Annotated in this window: 17 protein-coding genes, 1 pseudogene and 2 riboswitches; of the genes and pseudogenes, 13 read left to right on the top strand and 5 right to left on the bottom strand. The window is 67.1% G+C overall.

What is annotated here, in order from left to right; all coding sequences use genetic code 11:
- Together BACI349Y_RS15345 and BACI349Y_RS15340 are read right to left on the bottom strand one after the other, a co-directional pair.
- Positions 1–351: pseudogene (locus BACI349Y_RS15345) on the bottom strand (helicase-associated domain-containing protein); the annotation flags it as partial.
- Positions 352–361: 10 nt separating this feature from the next.
- The gene (locus BACI349Y_RS15340) at positions 362–595 is read right to left on the bottom strand and encodes a hypothetical protein (protein ID WP_159632854.1); all 234 of its coding nucleotides are present in this window, start codon (positions 593–595) and stop codon (positions 362–364) included.
- 224 nt (positions 596–819) lie between these two features.
- Between BACI349Y_RS15340 and BACI349Y_RS15335 the strand changes: the two genes are divergently transcribed.
- Both BACI349Y_RS15335 and BACI349Y_RS15330 read left to right on the top strand, forming a co-directional pair.
- The gene (locus tag BACI349Y_RS15335) at positions 820–1,203 is read left to right on the top strand and encodes a cold-shock protein (protein ID WP_018762148.1); all 384 of its coding nucleotides are present in this window, start codon (positions 820–822) and stop codon (positions 1,201–1,203) included.
- Positions 1,204–1,209: 6 nt separating this feature from the next.
- The gene (locus tag BACI349Y_RS15330) at positions 1,210–1,755 is read left to right on the top strand and encodes a DUF3027 domain-containing protein (RefSeq protein ID WP_159632853.1); all 546 of its coding nucleotides are present in this window, start codon (positions 1,210–1,212) and stop codon (positions 1,753–1,755) included.
- A 114-nt stretch (positions 1,756–1,869) separates the two neighbouring features.
- On the opposite strand, the gene serC is transcribed toward BACI349Y_RS15330, so the two are convergent.
- Positions 1,870–3,000 (bottom strand): phosphoserine transaminase, encoded by a 1,131-nt coding sequence (gene serC / locus BACI349Y_RS15325; RefSeq protein ID WP_159632852.1) that lies wholly within the window; start codon positions 2,998–3,000, stop codon positions 1,870–1,872.
- Between the two features lie 296 nt (positions 3,001–3,296).
- Here serC and BACI349Y_RS15320 point away from each other — a divergent pair, with 296 nt between their 5' ends.
- From BACI349Y_RS15320 to BACI349Y_RS15280, 10 genes are all read left to right on the top strand, one after another.
- Positions 3,297–3,998 carry a metal-dependent transcriptional regulator gene (locus tag BACI349Y_RS15320; RefSeq protein ID WP_159632851.1) on the top strand — a complete coding sequence of 234 codons (702 nt, stop codon included), beginning with the start codon at positions 3,297–3,299 and terminating at the stop codon, positions 3,996–3,998.
- 137 nt (positions 3,999–4,135) lie between these two features.
- Positions 4,136–4,347, top strand: a riboswitch (cyclic di-AMP (ydaO/yuaA leader).
- A 10-nt stretch (positions 4,348–4,357) separates the two neighbouring features.
- Positions 4,358–5,179 (top strand): M23 family metallopeptidase, encoded by an 822-nt coding sequence (locus BACI349Y_RS15315; RefSeq protein WP_159635759.1) that lies wholly within the window; start codon positions 4,358–4,360, stop codon positions 5,177–5,179.
- Positions 5,180–5,307: 128 nt separating this feature from the next.
- Positions 5,308–5,487: riboswitch (cyclic di-AMP (ydaO/yuaA leader) on the top strand.
- Between the two features lie 70 nt (positions 5,488–5,557).
- Entirely contained in the window at positions 5,558–6,238 is a 681-nt protein-coding gene (locus BACI349Y_RS15310; protein ID WP_159635756.1) for a C40 family peptidase, read from the top strand.
- A gap of 164 nt (positions 6,239–6,402) precedes the next feature.
- The gene (locus tag BACI349Y_RS15305; RefSeq protein WP_159632850.1) at positions 6,403–7,167 is read left to right on the top strand and encodes an NlpC/P60 family protein; all 765 of its coding nucleotides are present in this window, start codon (positions 6,403–6,405) and stop codon (positions 7,165–7,167) included.
- A gap of 265 nt (positions 7,168–7,432) precedes the next feature.
- Complete coding sequence (locus BACI349Y_RS15300; protein WP_056331149.1) at positions 7,433–7,933, top strand: HNH endonuclease; 501 nt, start codon at positions 7,433–7,435, stop codon at positions 7,931–7,933.
- A 46-nt stretch (positions 7,934–7,979) separates the two neighbouring features.
- A complete protein-coding gene (gene mobA, locus BACI349Y_RS15295; RefSeq protein ID WP_236560853.1) occupies positions 7,980–8,696 on the top strand; it encodes a molybdenum cofactor guanylyltransferase in 717 nt (238 codons plus the stop codon).
- Positions 8,693–8,986 carry a DUF6457 domain-containing protein gene (locus BACI349Y_RS20345; protein ID WP_224025066.1) on the top strand — a complete coding sequence of 98 codons (294 nt, stop codon included), beginning with the start codon at positions 8,693–8,695 and terminating at the stop codon, positions 8,984–8,986. The genes mobA and BACI349Y_RS20345 overlap by 4 nt, the downstream gene beginning before the upstream one ends.
- On the top strand, positions 8,983–10,395 hold the full coding sequence (locus BACI349Y_RS15290) for a molybdopterin molybdotransferase MoeA (protein ID WP_159632849.1): 1,413 nt from the start codon (positions 8,983–8,985) through the stop codon (positions 10,393–10,395). Before BACI349Y_RS20345 ends, BACI349Y_RS15290 begins: the two co-directional genes overlap by 4 nt.
- Positions 10,396–10,474: 79 nt before the next feature.
- Positions 10,475–11,353 carry a formate dehydrogenase accessory sulfurtransferase FdhD gene (gene fdhD, locus BACI349Y_RS15285; protein ID WP_159632848.1) on the top strand — a complete coding sequence of 293 codons (879 nt, stop codon included), beginning with the start codon at positions 10,475–10,477 and terminating at the stop codon, positions 11,351–11,353.
- 124 nt (positions 11,354–11,477) lie between these two features.
- Positions 11,478–14,510 carry an alpha-mannosidase gene (locus tag BACI349Y_RS15280; protein WP_159632847.1) on the top strand — a complete coding sequence of 1,011 codons (3,033 nt, stop codon included), beginning with the start codon at positions 11,478–11,480 and terminating at the stop codon, positions 14,508–14,510.
- A gap of 221 nt (positions 14,511–14,731) precedes the next feature.
- Here the strand turns inward: BACI349Y_RS15280 and BACI349Y_RS15275 are convergent, their stop codons facing one another.
- Positions 14,732–15,469: a hypothetical protein gene (locus BACI349Y_RS15275; protein WP_159632846.1), complete on the bottom strand. Its 738-nt coding sequence runs from the start codon at positions 15,467–15,469 to the stop codon at positions 14,732–14,734.
- Positions 15,466–16,197 carry a hypothetical protein gene (locus BACI349Y_RS15270; protein WP_159632845.1) on the bottom strand — a complete coding sequence of 244 codons (732 nt, stop codon included), beginning with the start codon at positions 16,195–16,197 and terminating at the stop codon, positions 15,466–15,468. Before BACI349Y_RS15270 ends, BACI349Y_RS15275 begins: the two co-directional genes overlap by 4 nt.
- A 262-nt stretch (positions 16,198–16,459) precedes the next feature.
- Between BACI349Y_RS15270 and BACI349Y_RS15265 the strand changes: the two genes are divergently transcribed.
- Complete coding sequence (locus tag BACI349Y_RS15265; RefSeq protein ID WP_159632844.1) at positions 16,460–18,121, top strand: ABC-F family ATP-binding cassette domain-containing protein; 1,662 nt, start codon at positions 16,460–16,462, stop codon at positions 18,119–18,121.
- Positions 18,122–18,123: the final 2 nt, after the last annotated feature.

Below are 18,123 nucleotides of genomic sequence, written 5' to 3'. Positions count from 1 at the left end.
GTGCGGGGGAGGGGCAGGGTGCACCAGGGCCAGCTCCTGCAGGGTGCCCAGGATTTGAGTGACGGTAGCCAGGGCGGAGCCGTGGATCAGTCTGTGCACTCCTTCAGCGGAGGCGCTGTGTCCGGTGTCGGTGTTGGTGCACAGATGGAGGGTTTCCAGGACCTGCATGTGCGGCCGGTCGAGCCGCTCCAGGGCGCGCTGGACGCTGACGCGGGAACTGGCGCGTGCCGCCAGTGCGGCAAAGTCCGGCACGGATGGGGATATGAGGTCCGGCCGCGCGGCGAACAGCGCCCGCAACGAATCGTCGCTGCGTGCCTCCAGGTCCTTGCCAAGCGCGCGAATGAGGGACATCAGTCCAACGTTACCGCTGCTGCGCCCTTCCCGCCCGCCGCCGGGCGGCAACACCGTCCAGGACCAGCAGGAGCATCAGGATGAAGGCCACCGGCAGGCCGTAAAGCGCGGTGTAGGTGATCCAGGCAGGAGCTACCGAGCCGGCGAAGGCAAGCGCCATGACAGCTGCCACGGCTATCAGGGACAGCACGGCAACAACTGCAGCGAGGACCATCAACGGCCGCCGGTAACGCGAGGGAGTCATGGACGCAACGCTACCGCGCCTGCAGCGGTGCGGGTAAAAGCCGGGGCCTTGCGCCTGCGGCGGAACAGTGCTGCTCAAAGCATCAATAGGCCATGCGGCAGGATAACCTTGAAGCATACAGACCAACACGGTTTCCGTTTGCCATACCCTGAACCCGCACAACAATGCGGATGCGGTGGCAGCTGGCCGTGTCTCATGACAGCAGAACGAAGAAGGTTGATTACGTGCCTACCGGCAAGGTCAAGTGGTATGACAAGGACAAAGGCTTTGGGTTCCTCGCGGGCGAAGACGGCCAGGAGGTTTTCCTGCCCAAGTCATCGTTGCCCGAGGGCGTCACGGAGCTGAAGGCCGGCACCCGGGTGGAGTTCGGCGTAGCTGACGGGCGCAAGGGCGCCCAGGCGCTGGGCCTGCGGGTGCTGGACAAGACGCCATCCATTGCCAAGGCCAAGCGTCCCAGCGCCAAGGACCTCGCCCCGCTGGTGCAGGACCTGGTGACCGTCCTGGACAACCTGTCCGGGACCCTGTCCAAGGGCAAGTACCCGGACGGCAACAAGGGCAAGGCCATTGCTGCCGCCCTGCGCAAGGTCGCCGACGAGCTGGACGTTTAGGCGCCCATGACTCCCGATTCTGAACAGCTGGGCACGCCAGTGCAGGAGCAGGCCGCCAAGACTCCGGCCAAGCGCAAGGCCGGCGTGCCCGTGTGGCGCACAGGCAAGCCGGACGCTTTCCTGGCCGCGGCGGTGGACACTGCCCGGACCGCGTTGGAGGGCATCACGCCGGCGGCCACCATTGGCCCGCACCTGGCGGCCAAGAGCGAGGGCGACCGGCTGGTCACGCACCTGTTCGAGTCGAGGCTGCCCGGCTACGCAGGGTGGCAGTGGTACGCGGTGCTGACCCGCAACTCGCGCTCCAAGGTGGTTACGGTCAATGAGCTGGGCCTGCTGCCGTCCGAGGATTCGATCCTCGCCCCCGAGTGGGTGCCCTGGGCCGAACGCGTCCGCCCTGAGGACCAGCAGCAGGAGTCCGAAGCAGACGCCCCTGAAGCGAATGCCCCTGAAACGGACAGCCCTGAAGTTGACGCCCCTGCAGGGGATGGCCAGGAATCAGCGGAAGAGGCCCGGGATTCGACGGACGACGCCGGCACCCAGGCAGGAGCCTGACCGCACCTCCGCCGGGAAACCGGCCACCCCCAGGCCGGGGACAACGAAAAACGGCGCCGTCCGGGAAGAACCCGGGCGGCGCCGTCGTACGTTATGCATCCGCGCAGGCCGTGCTTACTTCCGCAGCTCGCCCACCACATAGTCGATGCTGGACAGCAGGGCCGAGACATCGTCCGGCTCGATGGCCACGAAGGTGGCGATGCGCAGCTGGTTGCGGCCCAGCTTCCGGTAGGGCTCAGTGTCCACGACGCCGTTGGCGCGCAGGACCTTGGCCACAGCTGCCGCATCAACCGATTCGTCGAAGTCGATGGTGGCGATGACGTTGGAGCGTTCCTCCGGGTTGGCCACGAACGGGGTGGCAAAATCGGAGGCCTCGGCCCAGCTGTAGATGCGCCCTGCGGAGTCAGCGGTGCGCGCGGCGGCAAAGTCCAGGCCGCCGTTGGAGTTCAGCCACTGGACCTGGGCGTCCAGGGTGACCAGCGTGGACAGCGAGGGAGTGTTGTACGTCTGGTTCAAGCGGGAGTTGTCGATGGCGGTCTGGAGGTCCAGGAAATCCGGGATCCACCGGCCGCTGGCCTTGATCCGCGCGGCACGCTCGATGGCGGCGGGGGAGAACAGGCCAAGCCAGAGGCCGCCGTCGGAGGCGAAGTTCTTTTGCGGGGCGAAGTAGTAGACGTCGCTCTGGGCAACGTCCACGTCCAGGCCGCCGGCCGCCGAGGTGGCGTCCACCAGCACCAGCGATCCCTCGTCGGCCCCGGAGACGCGCGTGACCGGCGCCGCCACGCCGGTGGAGGTCTCATTCTGCGGCCAGGCATAGACGTCCACGCCGGCCTCGGCCTGCGCCGCCGGACGGGTGCCGGGCTCGGATTTGATGATCGAGGAGGACTCCAGGAAGGGCGCCTTGTTGGTGGCTGCGGCGAACTTTGACCCGAATTCACCGAAGGAGAGGTGCTGGGCCTTCTTCTCCACCAGGCCAAAGCTTGCGATGTCCCAGAACGCCGTGGAGCCGCCAACGCCGAGGACCACCTCATACCCCTCCGGGGCACGGAAGAACTGGCTCAGCCCGTCGCGGACGGATCCGACCAGGTTCTTGACCGGCGCCTGCCGGTGCGAGGTGCCGAGGATGGTCTTGGACGCTGCTGCCAGGGCATCAATCTGTTCCTGGCGGACCTTTGACGGGCCGGCGCCGAACCGCCCGTCCTTGGGCAGGAGGTCGGCGGGGATCGTGATGCTGGTGTCGCTCACAGGTGCTCCAATTCGGCGGGGACGAAAACTTTGGTCCGGACGGGCGGGTAAGGGGTGGCCGGCAGCGCGCGGTGGCTGCGTGGCAGGCCTGTTCCATTCTGCCTGAAGGGCAGTGGGTGCGGGAGCCGGTGCGGGCAAAGTCCAGACAATGAGACGGTCCCGTCCAGGGGTGGCTGCGCAGGGGGCAGCTATTCGGACAAAGTCAAAATAGGCTAAGCTAGCCCCCGGACTACCTCGCGGGAACAGAGCGGTACGGTGGGACAACGCAAGGTACTGCGCTCGAGGAGCTGAGCTGGATGACGGATCTGATCGACACTACGGAGATGTACCTCAGGACCATCCTGGAGCTTGAGGAAGAAAACATCGTTGCCCTTCGGGCCCGTATCGCCGAGCGTCTGCGCCACTCCGGCCCCACGGTGTCCCAGACAATCGGCAGGATGGAACGCGACGGACTCGTCGTCGTCTCCGGCGACAGGCACCTGGAACTCACGGACACGGGCCGCAAGCGGGCCACCGAGGTCATGCGCAAGCACCGGCTGGCCGAACGACTGCTGGCTGACGTCATCGGTTTGGACTGGGCCTACGTGCACGACGAAGCCTGCCGCTGGGAACACGTCATGAGCGAGCGCGTTGAGCGGCGCATCTACGAGATGCTGGACCACCCCACCGAATCGCCCTACGGCAACCCGATCCCCGGCCTCGCCGCCCTGGGCGGACAGCCGGCCACCGGCTCCGCCGACGCGGTCATCAGCCTGGTGGAGGCCATGAAGGGCTACGGCCCCGCCTCTGCCGTGACCATCAGCCGGCTGGCCGAACCCATCCAGGTGGAGCCCGAACTGCTGGCGCAGCTGGACGAAGGCGGGATCCGGCCCGGCGCCGCCGTTGCGCTGGAACGCGTGGGAGATTACATCTCCGTGCGGGTGTCCGGAATCGAAGGGGCACTGGAGCTGCCGCCCGAGGTTGCCGCGCATGTTTTTGTCGCCGTCACCCAGCCCTGAGCCGCGCCTCATACCCCGGCGAAGCGCTTCCACGCAAAGATAACGGAATTGTTACCTAGGGTCTTAAGGCCCTATAGTGGAACCAATCGTTGATACTTAAGCGTTACCCGATCCGGAGCCGAGCTCTGCCAGCGGATCGGGTGCATGAGTCGTTACTGGCAGAGGCGGGGGAACCACAATTGGCAGCGGGGGACTGCCTTGGGGTGAAGTCCGTCAGCAGCAAGCCTCTCCAGTGAAGGATTCTTCCGGGAATACCCCTGTGCAGAAGCTTGCCCATGACGGGCCGGGTCTTTGATCTCTCTGACCCGAATCCGACAGCTAACTCCGCAGGCTTTTCCAGAGAGGAACCCTTCTTGACCATGCAGACCTCCCGGGGCCGCCGCCGCGCGGCAGGCCCCCCTTCGGCACCCCGGGTTGTCGAAGATGTCGCAGCGGAGCGCCCCCGCGATCTGCATCGTGACGCGCGCCGCCGCCGGGGTCCGTTCCGGCAGGTGACGGAGTTTGCCGCCGCCAGCGGCATTGGCCAGAAAGCCGGAATCGCCCTGGCCGCCACCGGTCTGGTGCTGACGGTCACGGTGCCCGCCACCAGCCCCGTCATGGCCACCGATGCCGCCGGCAACGCGCCATTGGCAGCCTCCGCCGTCAGTCCGCAGCCCCAGATTTCCGCTGATAATGGCGCCCAGATCGACTTCAGCCGTTCGGCAGTGGTGACCCAGGCCGACCCCGACGGGAAGCTGAAGCAGCTCCTGAGCGCCCAGTCCGCCGGCTCCGTCACCCGGGCAGCCTCGGCCGGCACCCTGGCCGCACCGCTGGCATCCCTCACCACCGCGTCGCCCTTTGGCTACCGGGTGAGCCCCATCACCGGCGGCTCCGGAGACTTCCACCGCGGCCAGGACTTCGTGGCGCAGTGCGGAACGTCCGTCCTGGCGGCCGCGACCGGCACCGTGACCTTCGCAGGCTGGCACCAGTACGGCGGTGGGAACCGGGTGGTCATCGACCACGGCAACGGGCTGGAGACCACCTACAACCACCTGTCGTCGTTCAACGTCAAGGTGGGACAGACCGTCTCCCGCGGCGAGGTCGTGGCGCTCAGCGGCACCACGGGCGCATCCACCGGCTGCCACCTGCACTTTGAGGTCCAGGTCAACGGCGAAGTGGTCGATCCCATGGGCTGGCTGTAACCGAATGAGTGTGCACTCTCAGATCGTAGCGACTTGCCGTGACCTGAATGTGACATTGAAACAAAACTGCTGTACCGTCTAACTCGCGTCAACTTTTCCGAAGTTGACGCTCTTGAGTGGATTGCCTAACTCTGCCACCGCTCAAGGTCCGTTCGCATTTCATCGTCTGGCAGGGGCGGGGGAACCAATTTTGGCCTTCATTTCCTGAAGGCCTTGGGGTTAAGTCATGAGCTTCCCAGGAAGCAGAGTGGCCGGGTGACTCCCATCCGAATCCGACAGCTCACCTCGCAGGCATTGGGAGAGGCTACCTTCGTGTCTTCACGCCATCATTCTGCGCGCCACCGTGCGCAAACGGTTCGCACCAACCCCCTGGACGCCGTGTCCAAGGCCGTCAGTGCAAATGCCGGGACCGTAGGCCGCCAGGCTGCCGTTGTGGCAGCCGCATCGGGCCTTATCCTGAGCATGGGCCTGCCCGCCACCGCAGCTGACACCACCGCCGGTGTCTCTGCATCCACCGAGTCCGGTTCGGCCCAGACGGCCCTCGCCGTCACCGCCGCCCCCACGGCTACGGTTTCCTTCGAGCGTCCCGCCGTCAAGACCACCGCAGCTCCAAAGGTGGAAGCGGTGCGTCCCCAGTCCACCGCACCGGCCGTGCGCGACGCCGCTGCCACTGCAGGCCAGGACGCTGCCCCTGCCGCCAAGGCTGCAGAGACTGTCTCCGCCGCAACCTCCGGTATTGCAGCAATCGCCTACACCGGCATCGGCCACTCCTACGTCTGGGGCGGCACCAGCCCCGTTACAGGCTGGGACTGCTCCGGGTTCGTCCAGTGGGTCTACGCCCAGGCCGGCATCAGCATCCCCCGCACCAACGCGTGGAACATCATGACCCCCACCTCCACCCCGCAGCCGGGCGACCTTGTGGTCCAGAACGGCGGCGCGCACGTGGGCATCTACGTCGGCAACGGCATGATGGTCAGCGCACTCAACCCTTCCCAGGGCACGCTGCTCCACTCGCCTGCAGCCACCGGTACCTCGTCGTACTACCACCTCAACAAGTAGTTCTTGGGCTTCACGCTCCAAGGGCTATTTCTTTGCCCAAAGCTTTTTCGCTAGAAACCACATCCCCGTTCGGGATGCGCCGGCGTACCCCCAAGATGCCGGCGCATCCAGCTTCCCTTTGCCTGCCTACACGCGGTTCGAAGGAAAAACGAAAGAGAGAACTGATGACGACTCGTGCTACCGCACGGCACCGCGCCGAGGTCACCAAAACCAACTCGATCGCTGTCATTGCCAAAGCTGTCAGCGACAACGCCGGTGGCATGGGCCGCCAGGCTGCTGTCATCGCTGCTGCTTCCGGCCTGGTCCTGACCAGTGGCATTGCGGCCAACGCTGCCGACACCAACGTCAAGCGCGATTCCGCTCCCGCGTCCCAGATGGAAGTTGAATCCGTCGTCGACGCCCCGATCTCCGCGGCTTCCACCATTGCCATCAGCTACGAGAAGCCTGCCGTTACCACCACGCCGGCTCCCGTCGCCGAGCCTGAGCCCGAGGTTCAGGTACAGGAAGCTGCTCCTGCCGCCCAGCCGGCTGCTCCCAAGGTCACCGCCAAGGTTGCCACGGCTGCCGCTCCGGCCGCCCCTGCAGCCCAGGCTTCGGCCAGCGGCAAGGGTGCTGCCATCCTGTCCGCAGCCTATGCACAGCTCGGTGTCATGCAGGACTGCACCATGCTGGTGACCAACTCCCTGGCCGCCGTGGGCATCCACTTCCACGACTGGCCGGCCGGTTACCTGTCCCTGGGCCGCACCGTGAGTGCAGCCGAAGCGCAGCCGGGCGACCTTATCTACTACGCCAACGGCGGCTCGGGCATGGCCCACATCGCTGTGTACGCCGGCAACGGCATGGCCGTCCACGGTGGCTACAACGGAAACCAGACCGTGGTCTTCAGCGCGAACGTGGGTTCCGGCCCCGTCTTCATCCGCGTCAACTAAGCATTCCAGTGGCGGCCTGATCCAGCGCCGGCCGCGAATTGGGCAAGGGACCCCCGCCACCAGGCGGGGGTCCCTTGCGCTTTAATGGGTTCCTCCAGTGGAGCCCTTGCCTTTCCCGTCTTCGGGCCCGGTTGGGCTCCGGGGCGGCGATTACCTGATTCTGCATTTCTTTGTTTACTCTTGTGATGTCGATCCATAGCCCGGACATGCCGAGGGCAGCCGGCCCTCGTGCCCCTGACGGGTGCGGCCGTGAAGAGGTAAGTGCATGCGCACTCTCGTTCTGAATGCTGGATATGAACCGCTGGCGGTTATCACTTTCCGCCGGGCGCTGGTGCTTGTGCTCACGGGCAAGGCAAGCGTGGTGGCCGAGGGGGATGACCCGGTGGTAGGGCCCACCGACGTCCTGGGCCGCCCGTCCGTGATCCTCCTCAACCGCTACATCCGGCCCCGGTACAACCACTCGACGGCAGTCAGCCGGAGGGGTGTGCTCCGGCGCGACGGACATAAATGTGCCTACTGCGGCAAGGCGGCGCACACAATCGACCACGTTCACCCGAAGTCCCGGGGCGGTGCCGATTCATGGGAGAACCTTGTGGCCGCCTGCCTGCGGTGCAACAACGTCAAGGGCGACCACACTCCCGCGGAAATGGGCTGGACCCTTCGGTTCGTGCCCGAGCCGCCGCACGGAACGATCTGGCAGATCAAGGAACTGGAGAAGCCGACGCCGGCGTGGGATCCGTTCCTGCTCCCGGAGCGCGCCGCCTGACGCCCTCGCGCTGCCCGGCAGCCCAGCTGATCGCTAGGCTGGGGGAGTGCAAGAGAGCATGTTGGTTTTCGATGCCCTGATCCTGGCCGGGGGGCGGTCATCCCGGCTGGGCGGGGTACCCAAGCAGTCCCTGGTATACCAGGGCCAGACCCTCCTCGAGCGTGCCGTGGCCGCGGCAGCCGGCGCCCGCCGCACCGGGGTGGTCGGTGATGCGGGATCCCTGCCGGGAGAGTCCGGGGCCGCGGGTTCGGCGGCCCCGTCAACCCGGCCGTCCACCCTGCTGATGTGCCGCGAGGAGCCGCGGTTCGCCGGGCCTGCTGCCGCAATAGCCGCAGGCCTGGCCGCGCTGGCCCAGGGAGGCGAAGGGGCGCCCTACTGCCTGGTGCTGGCGTGCGACATGCCGCTGGCCTCCCAGGCGGTGGCTGTGCTGAAGGATGCCCTGACGCGCACCGATGTGGCGGACGGTGGGGGCGGCGTGATGGCTTGTTCCGGGGATGGCAGGGCTCAGCCCTTGGCAGGTTTTTACAGCACGGCTGGGTTAACAAAAGCCTGCGCCGACCTGGCTGCGCGCAGCGCCCTGGTCAACGGATCCGTGAGGGCGCTCCTTGCTAGTCTGGACGTGCAGCTTGTCACAGTCCCCGCCGGGTCCACATCCGATGTGGATACCTGGGACGATGCTGCCGCGCTGGGGATTTCCGCCGGGAACCAGCGCGCGGGCCAGGACCGGTTCATGGGCGGAGCTAACGTGGGAGGCAAGTCGTGAAAAGCCAGGATGAGACGCTGGAAGAGTGGTGCAGGGCGCTTCTCCAGGCCTACAAGCTTGAAGATGTCCAGGTGGATGTCAACGCCGTGCTGGCGCTGGCCGGCGTCGCTGCCCATGCGGTTGTCAGGCCGGCCGCGCCGCTGACCACCTTCATCGCAGGCTTCGCCGCGGGACTGGCGGCTGCTCCCGGCAGGGCAATGGACGCAGCATCGATGGACGCGGCGCTGGCCGTTGCCCGTTCCCTGGCCGAAGACTACGACGCTGAAGCTGCCGGGACTCCCGGCGAATGACGGCAGAACGCCACAGCGATCCGGAGGCGCCACCGGGCAGTGATGCAGAGGCGCACAAAACTGAACAGCCGCATGATGCCCACCATCATGCGGCCCACACCTGGCAAGAAGCCCGGCAAGCTGCGTTCGATGCAGCAACCCCCATACCCCCCGGGCCGGTGGCGCTCCGGATAGCCCTGGGCCGCCGGCTTGACCGGGACATCGTGGCCCTTCAGGACATGCCCCACTACGCGTCCTCAGCCATGGACGGCTGGGCGGTCAACGGCAGCGGCCCGTGGATCCCCGTGGAGCCCGGAACGCGGCTGGCACCGCACCAGGCCAGTCCCATCGCCACGGGAGGCCTCATCCCGCCCGGCGCCAAGGCAGTTCTTCGCACCGAAAATGCTGTCCTCGGCACGGACGATGAAGGGCTCCCCATCCTGATGACCGGCGGCAAGGCGCGCCCGGGTGAGCCCCGCGCCGGAGAGCACATCCGCAAGGCCGGGGAGGAAGCATTGGAAGGGGACACCCTGGTCAAGGCAGGGGTGGAGCTCAACCCGGCACACCTGGCGCTGGCCGCCCTGGCCGGTTACGACGAAGTCCAGGTCCAGGGGAAGCCGGTGGTCCGCCTGGTGCTTACGGGGTCAGAGGTGGTGGAACAGGGCACGCCGGCCCCGGGCCAGGTGCGCGACACGTTCGGCCCCCAGTTGCCCGACGTCGTTGCCATGCTGGGCGGCATCACCGGCGGACAGCAGCGGATCGGCGATTCCTACGACGAATGGCTGGCGGCGCTTGAGGACGTGCTGCCGGAGGTGCCCGGCGCGCCGGACCTGCCCGCCGACGTCGTTATCACCACCGGGGGTACCGGGCGCTCCGGAACGGACCACCTGCGGCGGGCTGTGGCGGAGCTCGGCGGACGGCTCATCATCGACGGCGTGGCAATGCGTCCGGGACACCCCGCGGTTCTCGCCGAACTTCCGGACGGCCGCTTCGTCCTGGGGCTTCCTGGCAACCCGCTGGCGGCCATGATGGCCCTCTCCACCGTGGGTGCTCCGCTGCTGGCCGCGTTGGGGCACCGCCCCATGCCGCCCGTGGAGGAAGTGCCCTGCGGGACGATGGTCGAGCCGGACCCCGGACGCACCAGGCTGATGCCGTTCCGGCTGCTGTACGGCATGGCGTCTCCGGCGCAGCATACGGGACCGGGCATGATGCGCGGGCTGGCTGCTGCCGATGGGGTCCTGGTGGTGCCGCCGCACGGAGTGCAGTTGGGCGAACTGGTGCCGGCCTTCGCGCTGCCCTGGGGGCCGCCCATTCCGCGCCGCGGTGACGGGGAGGCCAAAGCCAAACCGCGGAGCACTGCCCGGACCGGCCAGCCCAAGGCCAAGCCGGCACCCAGTGGGCCCGTGGACTGGAGCGCCCTCCTGGGCTAAGCCGGTCCTGGGTTGGTCCCGTGGGCCGGGGCAGGCTCTGTTGGTGCCATGATGGAGTAATGAACAGGCAGGGTGGAACATGGGACGAGTAACCCAGCGCCGCAAGGTGCACAAATATCTCCTGGATGGTTCTCCGGGTGCCCTGGAGTACCCGGTCCGCCACCGCGAGGATGTCCTCGCCGTGGAAGAACCGCTGGAAATCCGGCTGGGCGGGCTGTCCTATTCGGTCACCATGCGCACGCCCGGCGACGATTTTGACCTGGTGGCCGGATTCCTGGTGTCCGAAGGGGTTATCTGGACCCCTGAACAGCTGGTGTCGCTGCGGTTCTGCGCCGGCGAGGACGAAAACGGCGTCCAGACATTCAACGTGGTGGAGGCCCAGTTGCGGCCGGACGTGCCACTCCCCGACACCGGCCGCAGGGTCTATACGTCCAGCTCCTGCGGCATTTGCGGGACGGACTCCATCGAAGCCGTCCAGAAGTCCTCGCACCACAGCCCGCAGGCGGACCCGCTGACGGTGGACGCCAAGGTCCTGGCCTCCCTGCCGGACCTGCTGCGGGAGTCCCAGCGCGTCTTTGATGACACCGGCGGCGTTCACGCGGCGGGCCTGTTCAGGATCGACGACGACGGCGCGCCACGGCTCCTGTGCCTGCGCGAAGACGTGGGGCGGCACAATGCGGTGGACAAAGTGGTGGGCTGGGCTCTGCGCGAAGGGCTCCTGCCGTTGACCGGGACGGTCCTCCAAGTGTCCGGCCGGGCATCCTTCGAGCTGGTGCAGAAAGCCTCGCTCGCCGGAATTCCCGTCCTGGCTGCCGTCAGTGCCCCGTCCAGCCTCGCCGTGGAACTGGCAGAAGCGAACGGTTTGACCGTGGCGGGATTCAGCCGCGGCACCAGTTTCAACATCTATGCCGGGGACTCCCGGATCCTGAGGCCCGAACCCGCCGTCCCAAGGACGTAGCGGCGCCAACGCCCGGGCCGGCCCGCTGCCTGGGCGCAGGGGGTTGGTTGCAGTGCTGTCAGCGGGTAGATTTGTCCATCGAATGGACTCGATGATCCAGTCTCCAGCTTAAAGAGGACCTATATTGCATGACGACCGCAGGATCACGGAAGTCCGCCTGGCCAGGTTTGTGCGGGAGCGCATTGTCCCTGCCGTTTACAGCAGGACAGTCCCGCTTGCCCTGAGCAGTTGGGAAGTGCCCGGTGAGCCGGTCCCCGCGCTCGAGGCGATGCGGCAGGAGTTCCAGCCGCAGGAGCACGGTGCCCCCTGGGGGCGGCCGTGGGGTACCACCTGGCTGCGGCTGCAGGGGGAGGTGCCCGAATCCTGGGGCGGCGGCCCGGACACCACGGTGGAGGTGGTGGTGGACCTGGGGTTCACCACCGAGGCCCCGGGGTTCCAGTGCGAGGGCATCGCCTGGCGCTCCGATGGCAGCATCATCAAGGCAATATCACCCCGCAACCAGTACATCCCGCTCAAGCTGCTGGGCAGCGGCATGGCCGTGGACTTCTACGTTGAGGCGGCCGCGAACCCGGACATGGCCCAGGGCTGGACGTTTGCCGCCACCCCGTTGGGGGACAGGGCGACCGCCGGGGAAGCCCCGCAGTACCGGCTGGGAAACATCGCCATCGCCGAACTGAACCAGACCGTGTGGGAACTCCAGCAGGACATCTGGACCCTTGCCGGCCTCATGGAGCAGCTTCCGCTGGAGCTCCCGCGCCGCCACGAGATCCTCCGGGCGCTCGAACACATGATGGACGTGATGGACCCGGACGATGTTGCCGGGACCGCGGCGGCAGGGCGGCGGGCGCTTACCGACGTCCTGACCAGGCCCGCCTATGCCTCCGCGCACCAACTGGTTGCCACCGGGCATGCGCACATCGACTCCGCCTGGCTCTGGCCGGTCCGGGAAACCATCCGCAAATGCGCCCGGACGTTCTCCAACGTGGTGGCCCTGATGGACGAGGACCCCGGCTTTGTCTTCTCCTGCTCCTCCGCGCAGCAGCTGGCCTGGATCAAGGAGCTGTACCCGGACCTGTTCGGCCGGATCAGGGAAAAAGTCCGCGCCGGGCAGTTCGTCCCGGTCGGCGGCATGTGGGTCGAATCGGACACCAACATGCCCGGCGGCGAAGCCATGGCCCGGCAGTTCGTGGAGGGCAAGGGTTTCTTCCTGGACGAATTCGGCATTGAATGCAGGGAGGCGTGGCTCCCGGACTCGTTCGGCTACAGCGCGGCCCTGCCCCAGATCGTGAAGGCTGCGGGCAGCCGCTGGTTCCTCACGCAGAAGATCTCCTGGAACCAGACCAACAGGATGCCCCACCACACGTTCAACTGGGAGGGGATCGACGGCACCCGGCTCTTCACCCACTTCCCCCCGGTGGACACCTACAACTCCGACCTCAGCGGCAGGGACCTGGCCCACGCCGAGCGCAACTACCGGGACCACGGCCGCGGCACCGTGTCGCTGGTGCCGTTCGGGTATGGCGACGGCGGCGGCGGCCCCACCCGCGAAATGCTTGCCGCCGCTGCACGCACGGCGGACCTGGAAGGATCGCCAAAGGTCAGGATCGGCTCCGCGGAAAGTTTCTTCCGGCAGGCCGAGGAAGACTATCCAGCCTTGCCGGTCTGGGTGGGCGAGATGTACCTGGAGCTGCACCGCGGCACCTACACGAGCCAGGCGCGCACCAAGAAGGGCAACCGGCGCAGCGAGCACCTGCTGCGTGAAGCCGAATTGTGGTGTGCCACGGCTGCCGTCCGCGCCGCCGGTGCCTACGAGTATCCCGGCGCCGAGCTCAAGCGCCTGTGGCAGCTGGTCCTGCTGCAGCAGTTCCATGACATTCTTCCCGGCAGCTCCATTGCCTGGGTGCACCAGGATGCCGAGCGGAACTACCAGGCCATCGAAGCCGCCCTCGAGTCGCTGATCGGCCGCGCTGCCGCCGCCATGCTGGGCCCGGGCGACCGCCGGTTCCTGCTGAACGCCGCACCGCATGCCCGGGATGGAGTTCCCGCACTGGCGGCGGCTGAAGCGGCGGTGGACCGGGAGCCGGTGCAGGCCACACCGCATGAAGGTGGCTACATCCTGGACAACGGGATCATCCGCGCCGTGGTGGATGCCGACGGACTGCTCTCCTCCCTGTGCGACCACGCCAGCGGCCGTGAGGCAATCGCTCCGGGCCAGCACGGCAATCTGCTGGAGCTTCACCGGGATACCCCCAATGAGTGGGATGCCTGGGATATCGACGAGTTCTACCGGCGCAACGTTACGCAGCTGGTCCACGCAGAATCGGTCCGGCTTGCCACCGAAGGCGGCAGCGCCGTCGTTGTGGTGGAGCGGGTGGCCGGCGCCTCCCCGCTGACCCAGCGCATCACGCTTGCCCCCGGCAGCCCGTCACTGGAGATCACCACGTCAGTGGACTGGCAGGAGCGCGAAAAGCTGCTGAAGCTCGGCTTTGCCCTCGACGTCCGGGCTGAGAGGTCGGCTGCCGAAACGCAGTTCGGCCACGTTTTCCGGCCCACCCACACCAACACCTCGTGGGAGGCCGCGAAGTTCGAAATCTGCGCCCACCGCTGGATCTACGTGGGTGAACCCGGCTACGGCGTGGCCGTGTCCAACTCCTCCACCTATGGCCATGACGTGGGCAGGAACATCAGGGAATCCGACGGCGGAACCACCACCACGGTGCGCCTGTCCCTGCTGCGGGCGCCCAAGTTCCCCGACCCGGACGCAGACCGGGGGCGGCACGAGTTGACCGTGACCATCCGCCCGGGTGCTGACATTGCCGATGCCGTCGAGGAAGGGTACCGGACAAACCTGGCGCCCCGGCTGGTCAGCGGAGGCGCCGGCGTTGAGCCGCTGTTCTCCGTCAGCAATCCTGCCCTGGTCATCGAAGCGGTGAAACTGGCGCAGGACGGATCCGGGGACGTGGTGGTCCGGCTGTATGAGTCGCTGGGGCAGCGCTCCCAAGGAAACATTACGGCGAACTTCCCGGTGCGGGACGTTGTGCCTACGGACCTCCTGGAGCGCACCACCGAAGCTGCTGGAGTCCAGCCCACCGGCGCGGGTGCCGTACTCAGGCTCCGGCCGTTCCAGCTGGTGACACTGAGGTTTGCCCGGGCGTAGATGCGCGGCGTGCAGGCCGCGGGCTGCCGAAAAGGGCCTTAAACAGGCTGAGTGGGGGCGGTCCCCAACGATCCGCCACCACTCATCCCCCCAATGTGTGCAAAGGCCCCCGGGACTCCCGCGTTTTGGAATTTATCCCCGTTCGCAAACGCTTGGCAGCCCCGCCTTCACACATTCATGATTGTGTCACACACTAATGATTTTGTGAAAGCCCGCGAAGGTTACGTTTCGGTAGATGTCCTGCGGCTGCGGACCGTACGCGCGTTGACCACCTTGGCCGCCCAGATCAGCGCCAGTCCAACGACGAAGCACAGCACCGCGGTGTAGTTGATGATGAACTCAATTTGGCCGAGGGCCGGCGGGATCAGGGGGAACGACAAGCTCAGCCCCGTCGCCACGGCGCCAAGGCCCAGCAGGGCGGCGGCAGCCCGGACTAAACCGGGCAGGCGACTCGACACGGCGCGGACCATGGCTGGAAGCAGGGCCAACGCAACATAGGCGGGGTACGCCCTGCCCGCAGCCCCGTAATATTCGAGCAGCGCGGAGTTCCAGGGATCGGTGCCCACCACGCCCGTAAGACCTGCGGAGGAACCACTGGTGTCCATCAGGAAGAACAGAGTCACAGCGACCGCGGATATGAGTGCGAGGACTGCCATTCCTGTCCGCCCGGTGATGAACCGGTAGGCGTCCTTTGCATCAAACCCCTTGGAGATGCGGATGCCCATGAAGAAGATGGCACCGAAGATCACGAAACGGAGCAGCAGATTGGCCAGGTTGAAACCCCCCAGCGCCTGGTCGATCACCAGGTACGGGCCCTGGATGCTCAACAGGATGGCCAGGGTCATCATGGCAAAGATGCCGAAGAGGGAGCGGTTCTCACCGCGGAGGGTGCTGGGAATGCGTGCCGCCGCAACGAATGCGCAGACGGCCAGCGTGGTCCATTGAAGGGTCTCGATCATCCCAGGTTCTCCCAAATCTTCTCTGTCTGCGCCTGGTCCTGCTCCTGCCGGCGCAATACTTTGCCCAGTGCCTGGAGTCTGTCTCCTGCAAGCGCGGTTAGTTCTCCGTCAGAAAGGCTGTCCAGCGCCGCCTGCCGGGCTCCCGGGGGCCAGCCGGCCTCCTCCTCCGTGATGAGGCCGGTGGCCACCAACCCGCCGGCTGGTCCCACCCCTGCAGCCAACGCCGTGGCCATGGCAAGCTCGGGGGACAAGCGGTTGGCGGTCAGCTGGGCGGAATAATTCTGTGGGGCCACGCCGGTGGCGGCCGAAACACGGTGCCGCACCTCGCCGTCGTCAATGGCGTCAACCCAGTTCTTCACGGAGGTGGCGTGCGGGGCAGCGCTGAGGGCGGGAGCGGCCGCCCCCCGCGCGGCGTCCATGGCCGGACGGGCCAGGAGGGCCCGGAGGAGGTCTGCGCTGGAGATCTGGCTCACCAGCTCGTTCCTGGTGGGCGGGCGGGGCGGACCGGCGAGGGCGCTGTAGGCATCGAACCCGGCCAGCGCTGCCACCGGGTTGATTTTGTAGGCGCGGCTGATGCTGACCACCGTACTCACCGAGACCTTGCCACGGACCAGTTGCTGGGCCAGCGTGGTCCGTTTGATCCCCGAGACCCGGCAGACGTCGGCAGTGCTGGCATCGGGTGCGATGCCCTGCAGCCAGCGCTGGAACGCCTTGGCGGAAAGGGTCATGGGGTGCTCTCTGCAGAACGGGTGGTGACGACGATTCTACCGTGCCCGCCTGCCCTGCCGGCTCGTGCCCGCCATGCCGCGGATTTTGCCCCAGGGCCACTTTCCTCTATAGTTGTTGGTCGAGCCCGCTGGTCCGTACACCCCCCAAGTCCGGACCAGCGGGTTCTTCTATGTCCTGCAGCCCCAGCGGCGCCGCGGCCGCAATTGTGCCGCCTCTGCCGGCCGTCGACGGCTGTCCGGGCAGCGGCGAAAGGACGAATCGATGACTGCAACCCTTGTTGCCAAGGACGTCTCCGGTGGCCATGGGCACCGCACGCTTTTTTCCGGGCTCTCGCTGACAGTGGCGCCCGGGGACGTGGTGGGCGTCGTGGGTGCCAACGGGGCGGGGAAATCCACGCTGCTGCGCCTCCTTGCCGGCGTCGACCAGCCCCATGAGGGCTCCGTCAGCCTTGCCCCGGCCGATGCCTTCGTCGGCTGGCTGCCCCAGGAACACGAACGTGTTCCAGGTGAAACGGTGGCAGCCTACATCGCCCGCCGGACCGGCTGCGCAGAAGCCACCCTTGAGATGGAATCCAGCGCGGAGGGCCTTGGTTCGGGTGCTCCCGGCGCAGATGATGCGTATGCCCGTGCCTTTGACCGCTGGATGGCCTCCGGCGCCGCAGACCTGGATGACCGCATGCCTGCCGTGCTTGCGGAGCTGGGGCTGGACGCCGGCCCGGACGCGCTGATGACCGGGCTTTCCGGCGGCCAGGCGGCACGGGTGGCACTGGCTGCCCTGCTGCTGAGCCGCTTCGATGTGGTGCTGCTGGACGAGCCCACCAACGACCTCGACCTCGCCGGCCTGGCCACCCTCGAAAGCTTCGTGACAGGGTTGCGCGGCGGGGTGGTCCTGGTCAGCCATGACCGTGAATTCCTTGCCCGCTGCGTGACCCGGGTGGTGGAGCTGGACCTGGCACAGAACAGCGTTGCCGTGTACGACGGCGGCTACGACGCCTTCCTTGAGGAACGCGCAGTGGCCCGCCGGCACGCCCGCGAAAAGTACGACGAGTTCGCCGCCACCAAGGCAGACCTGGTGTCCCGGGCACGGACCCAGCGTGAGTGGAGTTCGCAGGGCGTCCGGAACGCCATGAAGAAGAACCCGGACAACGACAAGATCCGGCGCGCCGCCAGCACCGAGTCCTCCGAGAAGCAGGCCCAGAAGGTCCGGCAGATGGAATCCCGCATCGCCCGGCTGGACGTGGTGGAGGAGCCCCGGAAGGAATGGCAGCTGCAGTTCAGCATCGGCCAGGCACCGCGCTCCAGCGCCGTCGTCGCCACGTTGCGCAACGCCGTGGCACGCCAGGGGGACTTCACGCTGGGACCGGTGAACCTCCAGCTCAACGGTGGTGAGCGGATCGGGATCACGGGCCCCAACGGTGCCGGAAAGTCCACCCTGCTGCGCCTGCTGCTGGGAACCCAGGCACCGGACGACGGCGACGCCTCCATGGGTGCCACCGTCGCCATCGGCGAAATCGACCAGGCCCGGGGACTGCTGGACGGTGCCCAGCCACTGGGCGACGCCGTCGAAGCCGTGCTGGCCGACTGGAACAGCGCGGAGGTCCGTACCCTCCTGGCCAAGTTCGGCCTCAAGGCGGACCACACGTCGCGGACCGTGGATTCCCTGTCGCCGGGGGAGCGGACGCGGGCAGCCCTGGCCCTGCTCCAGGCGCGCGGCGTGAACCTGCTGGTGCTTGACGAACCCACCAACCACCTCGACCTGCCCGCCATCGAGCAGCTCGAAGAGGCCCTTGAAAGCTACGACGGAGCACTGCTGCTGGTCACCCACGACCGCCGGCTGCTCGAAAACGTCCGACTCGACTACCGGTGGCACCTGGAAAACGGCACGGTCCAGGAGCTCCACCACACTGCAAGCCAGGAGAAATAACC

It is taken from the genome of Arthrobacter sp. 8AJ (assembly GCF_902506025.1).
Lineage (GTDB): Bacteria > Actinomycetota > Actinomycetes > Actinomycetales > Micrococcaceae > Arthrobacter.
Note: the sequence above shows the minus strand (reverse complement) of the source record. Positions and strands in the feature narration are given on the sequence as shown.

Bases quoted from the DNA above. Each gene is read 5' to 3' on its own strand.
- BACI349Y_RS15340 (WP_159632854.1), bottom strand. From the start codon at position 595: ATGACTCCCTCGCGTTACCGGCGGCCGTTGATGGTCCTCGCTGCAGTT.
- BACI349Y_RS15330 (WP_159632853.1), top strand. From the start codon at position 1,210: ATGACTCCCGATTCTGAACAGCTGGGCACGCCAGTGCAGGAGCAGGCC.
- BACI349Y_RS15320 (WP_159632851.1), top strand. From the start codon at position 3,297: ATGACGGATCTGATCGACACTACGGAGATGTACCTCAGGACCATCCTG.
- BACI349Y_RS15315 (WP_159635759.1), top strand. From the start codon at position 4,358: ATGCAGACCTCCCGGGGCCGCCGCCGCGCGGCAGGCCCCCCTTCGGCA.
- BACI349Y_RS15305 (WP_159632850.1), top strand. From the start codon at position 6,403: ATGACGACTCGTGCTACCGCACGGCACCGCGCCGAGGTCACCAAAACC.
- BACI349Y_RS15300 (WP_056331149.1), top strand. From the start codon at position 7,433: ATGCGCACTCTCGTTCTGAATGCTGGATATGAACCGCTGGCGGTTATC.
- BACI349Y_RS15290 (WP_159632849.1), top strand. From the start codon at position 8,983: ATGACGGCAGAACGCCACAGCGATCCGGAGGCGCCACCGGGCAGTGAT.
- fdhD (WP_159632848.1), top strand. From the start codon at position 10,475: ATGGGACGAGTAACCCAGCGCCGCAAGGTGCACAAATATCTCCTGGAT.
- BACI349Y_RS15275 (WP_159632846.1), bottom strand. From the start codon at position 15,469: ATGATCGAGACCCTTCAATGGACCACGCTGGCCGTCTGCGCATTCGTT.
- BACI349Y_RS15270 (WP_159632845.1), bottom strand. From the start codon at position 16,197: ATGACCCTTTCCGCCAAGGCGTTCCAGCGCTGGCTGCAGGGCATCGCA.
- BACI349Y_RS15265 (WP_159632844.1), top strand. From the start codon at position 16,460: ATGACTGCAACCCTTGTTGCCAAGGACGTCTCCGGTGGCCATGGGCAC.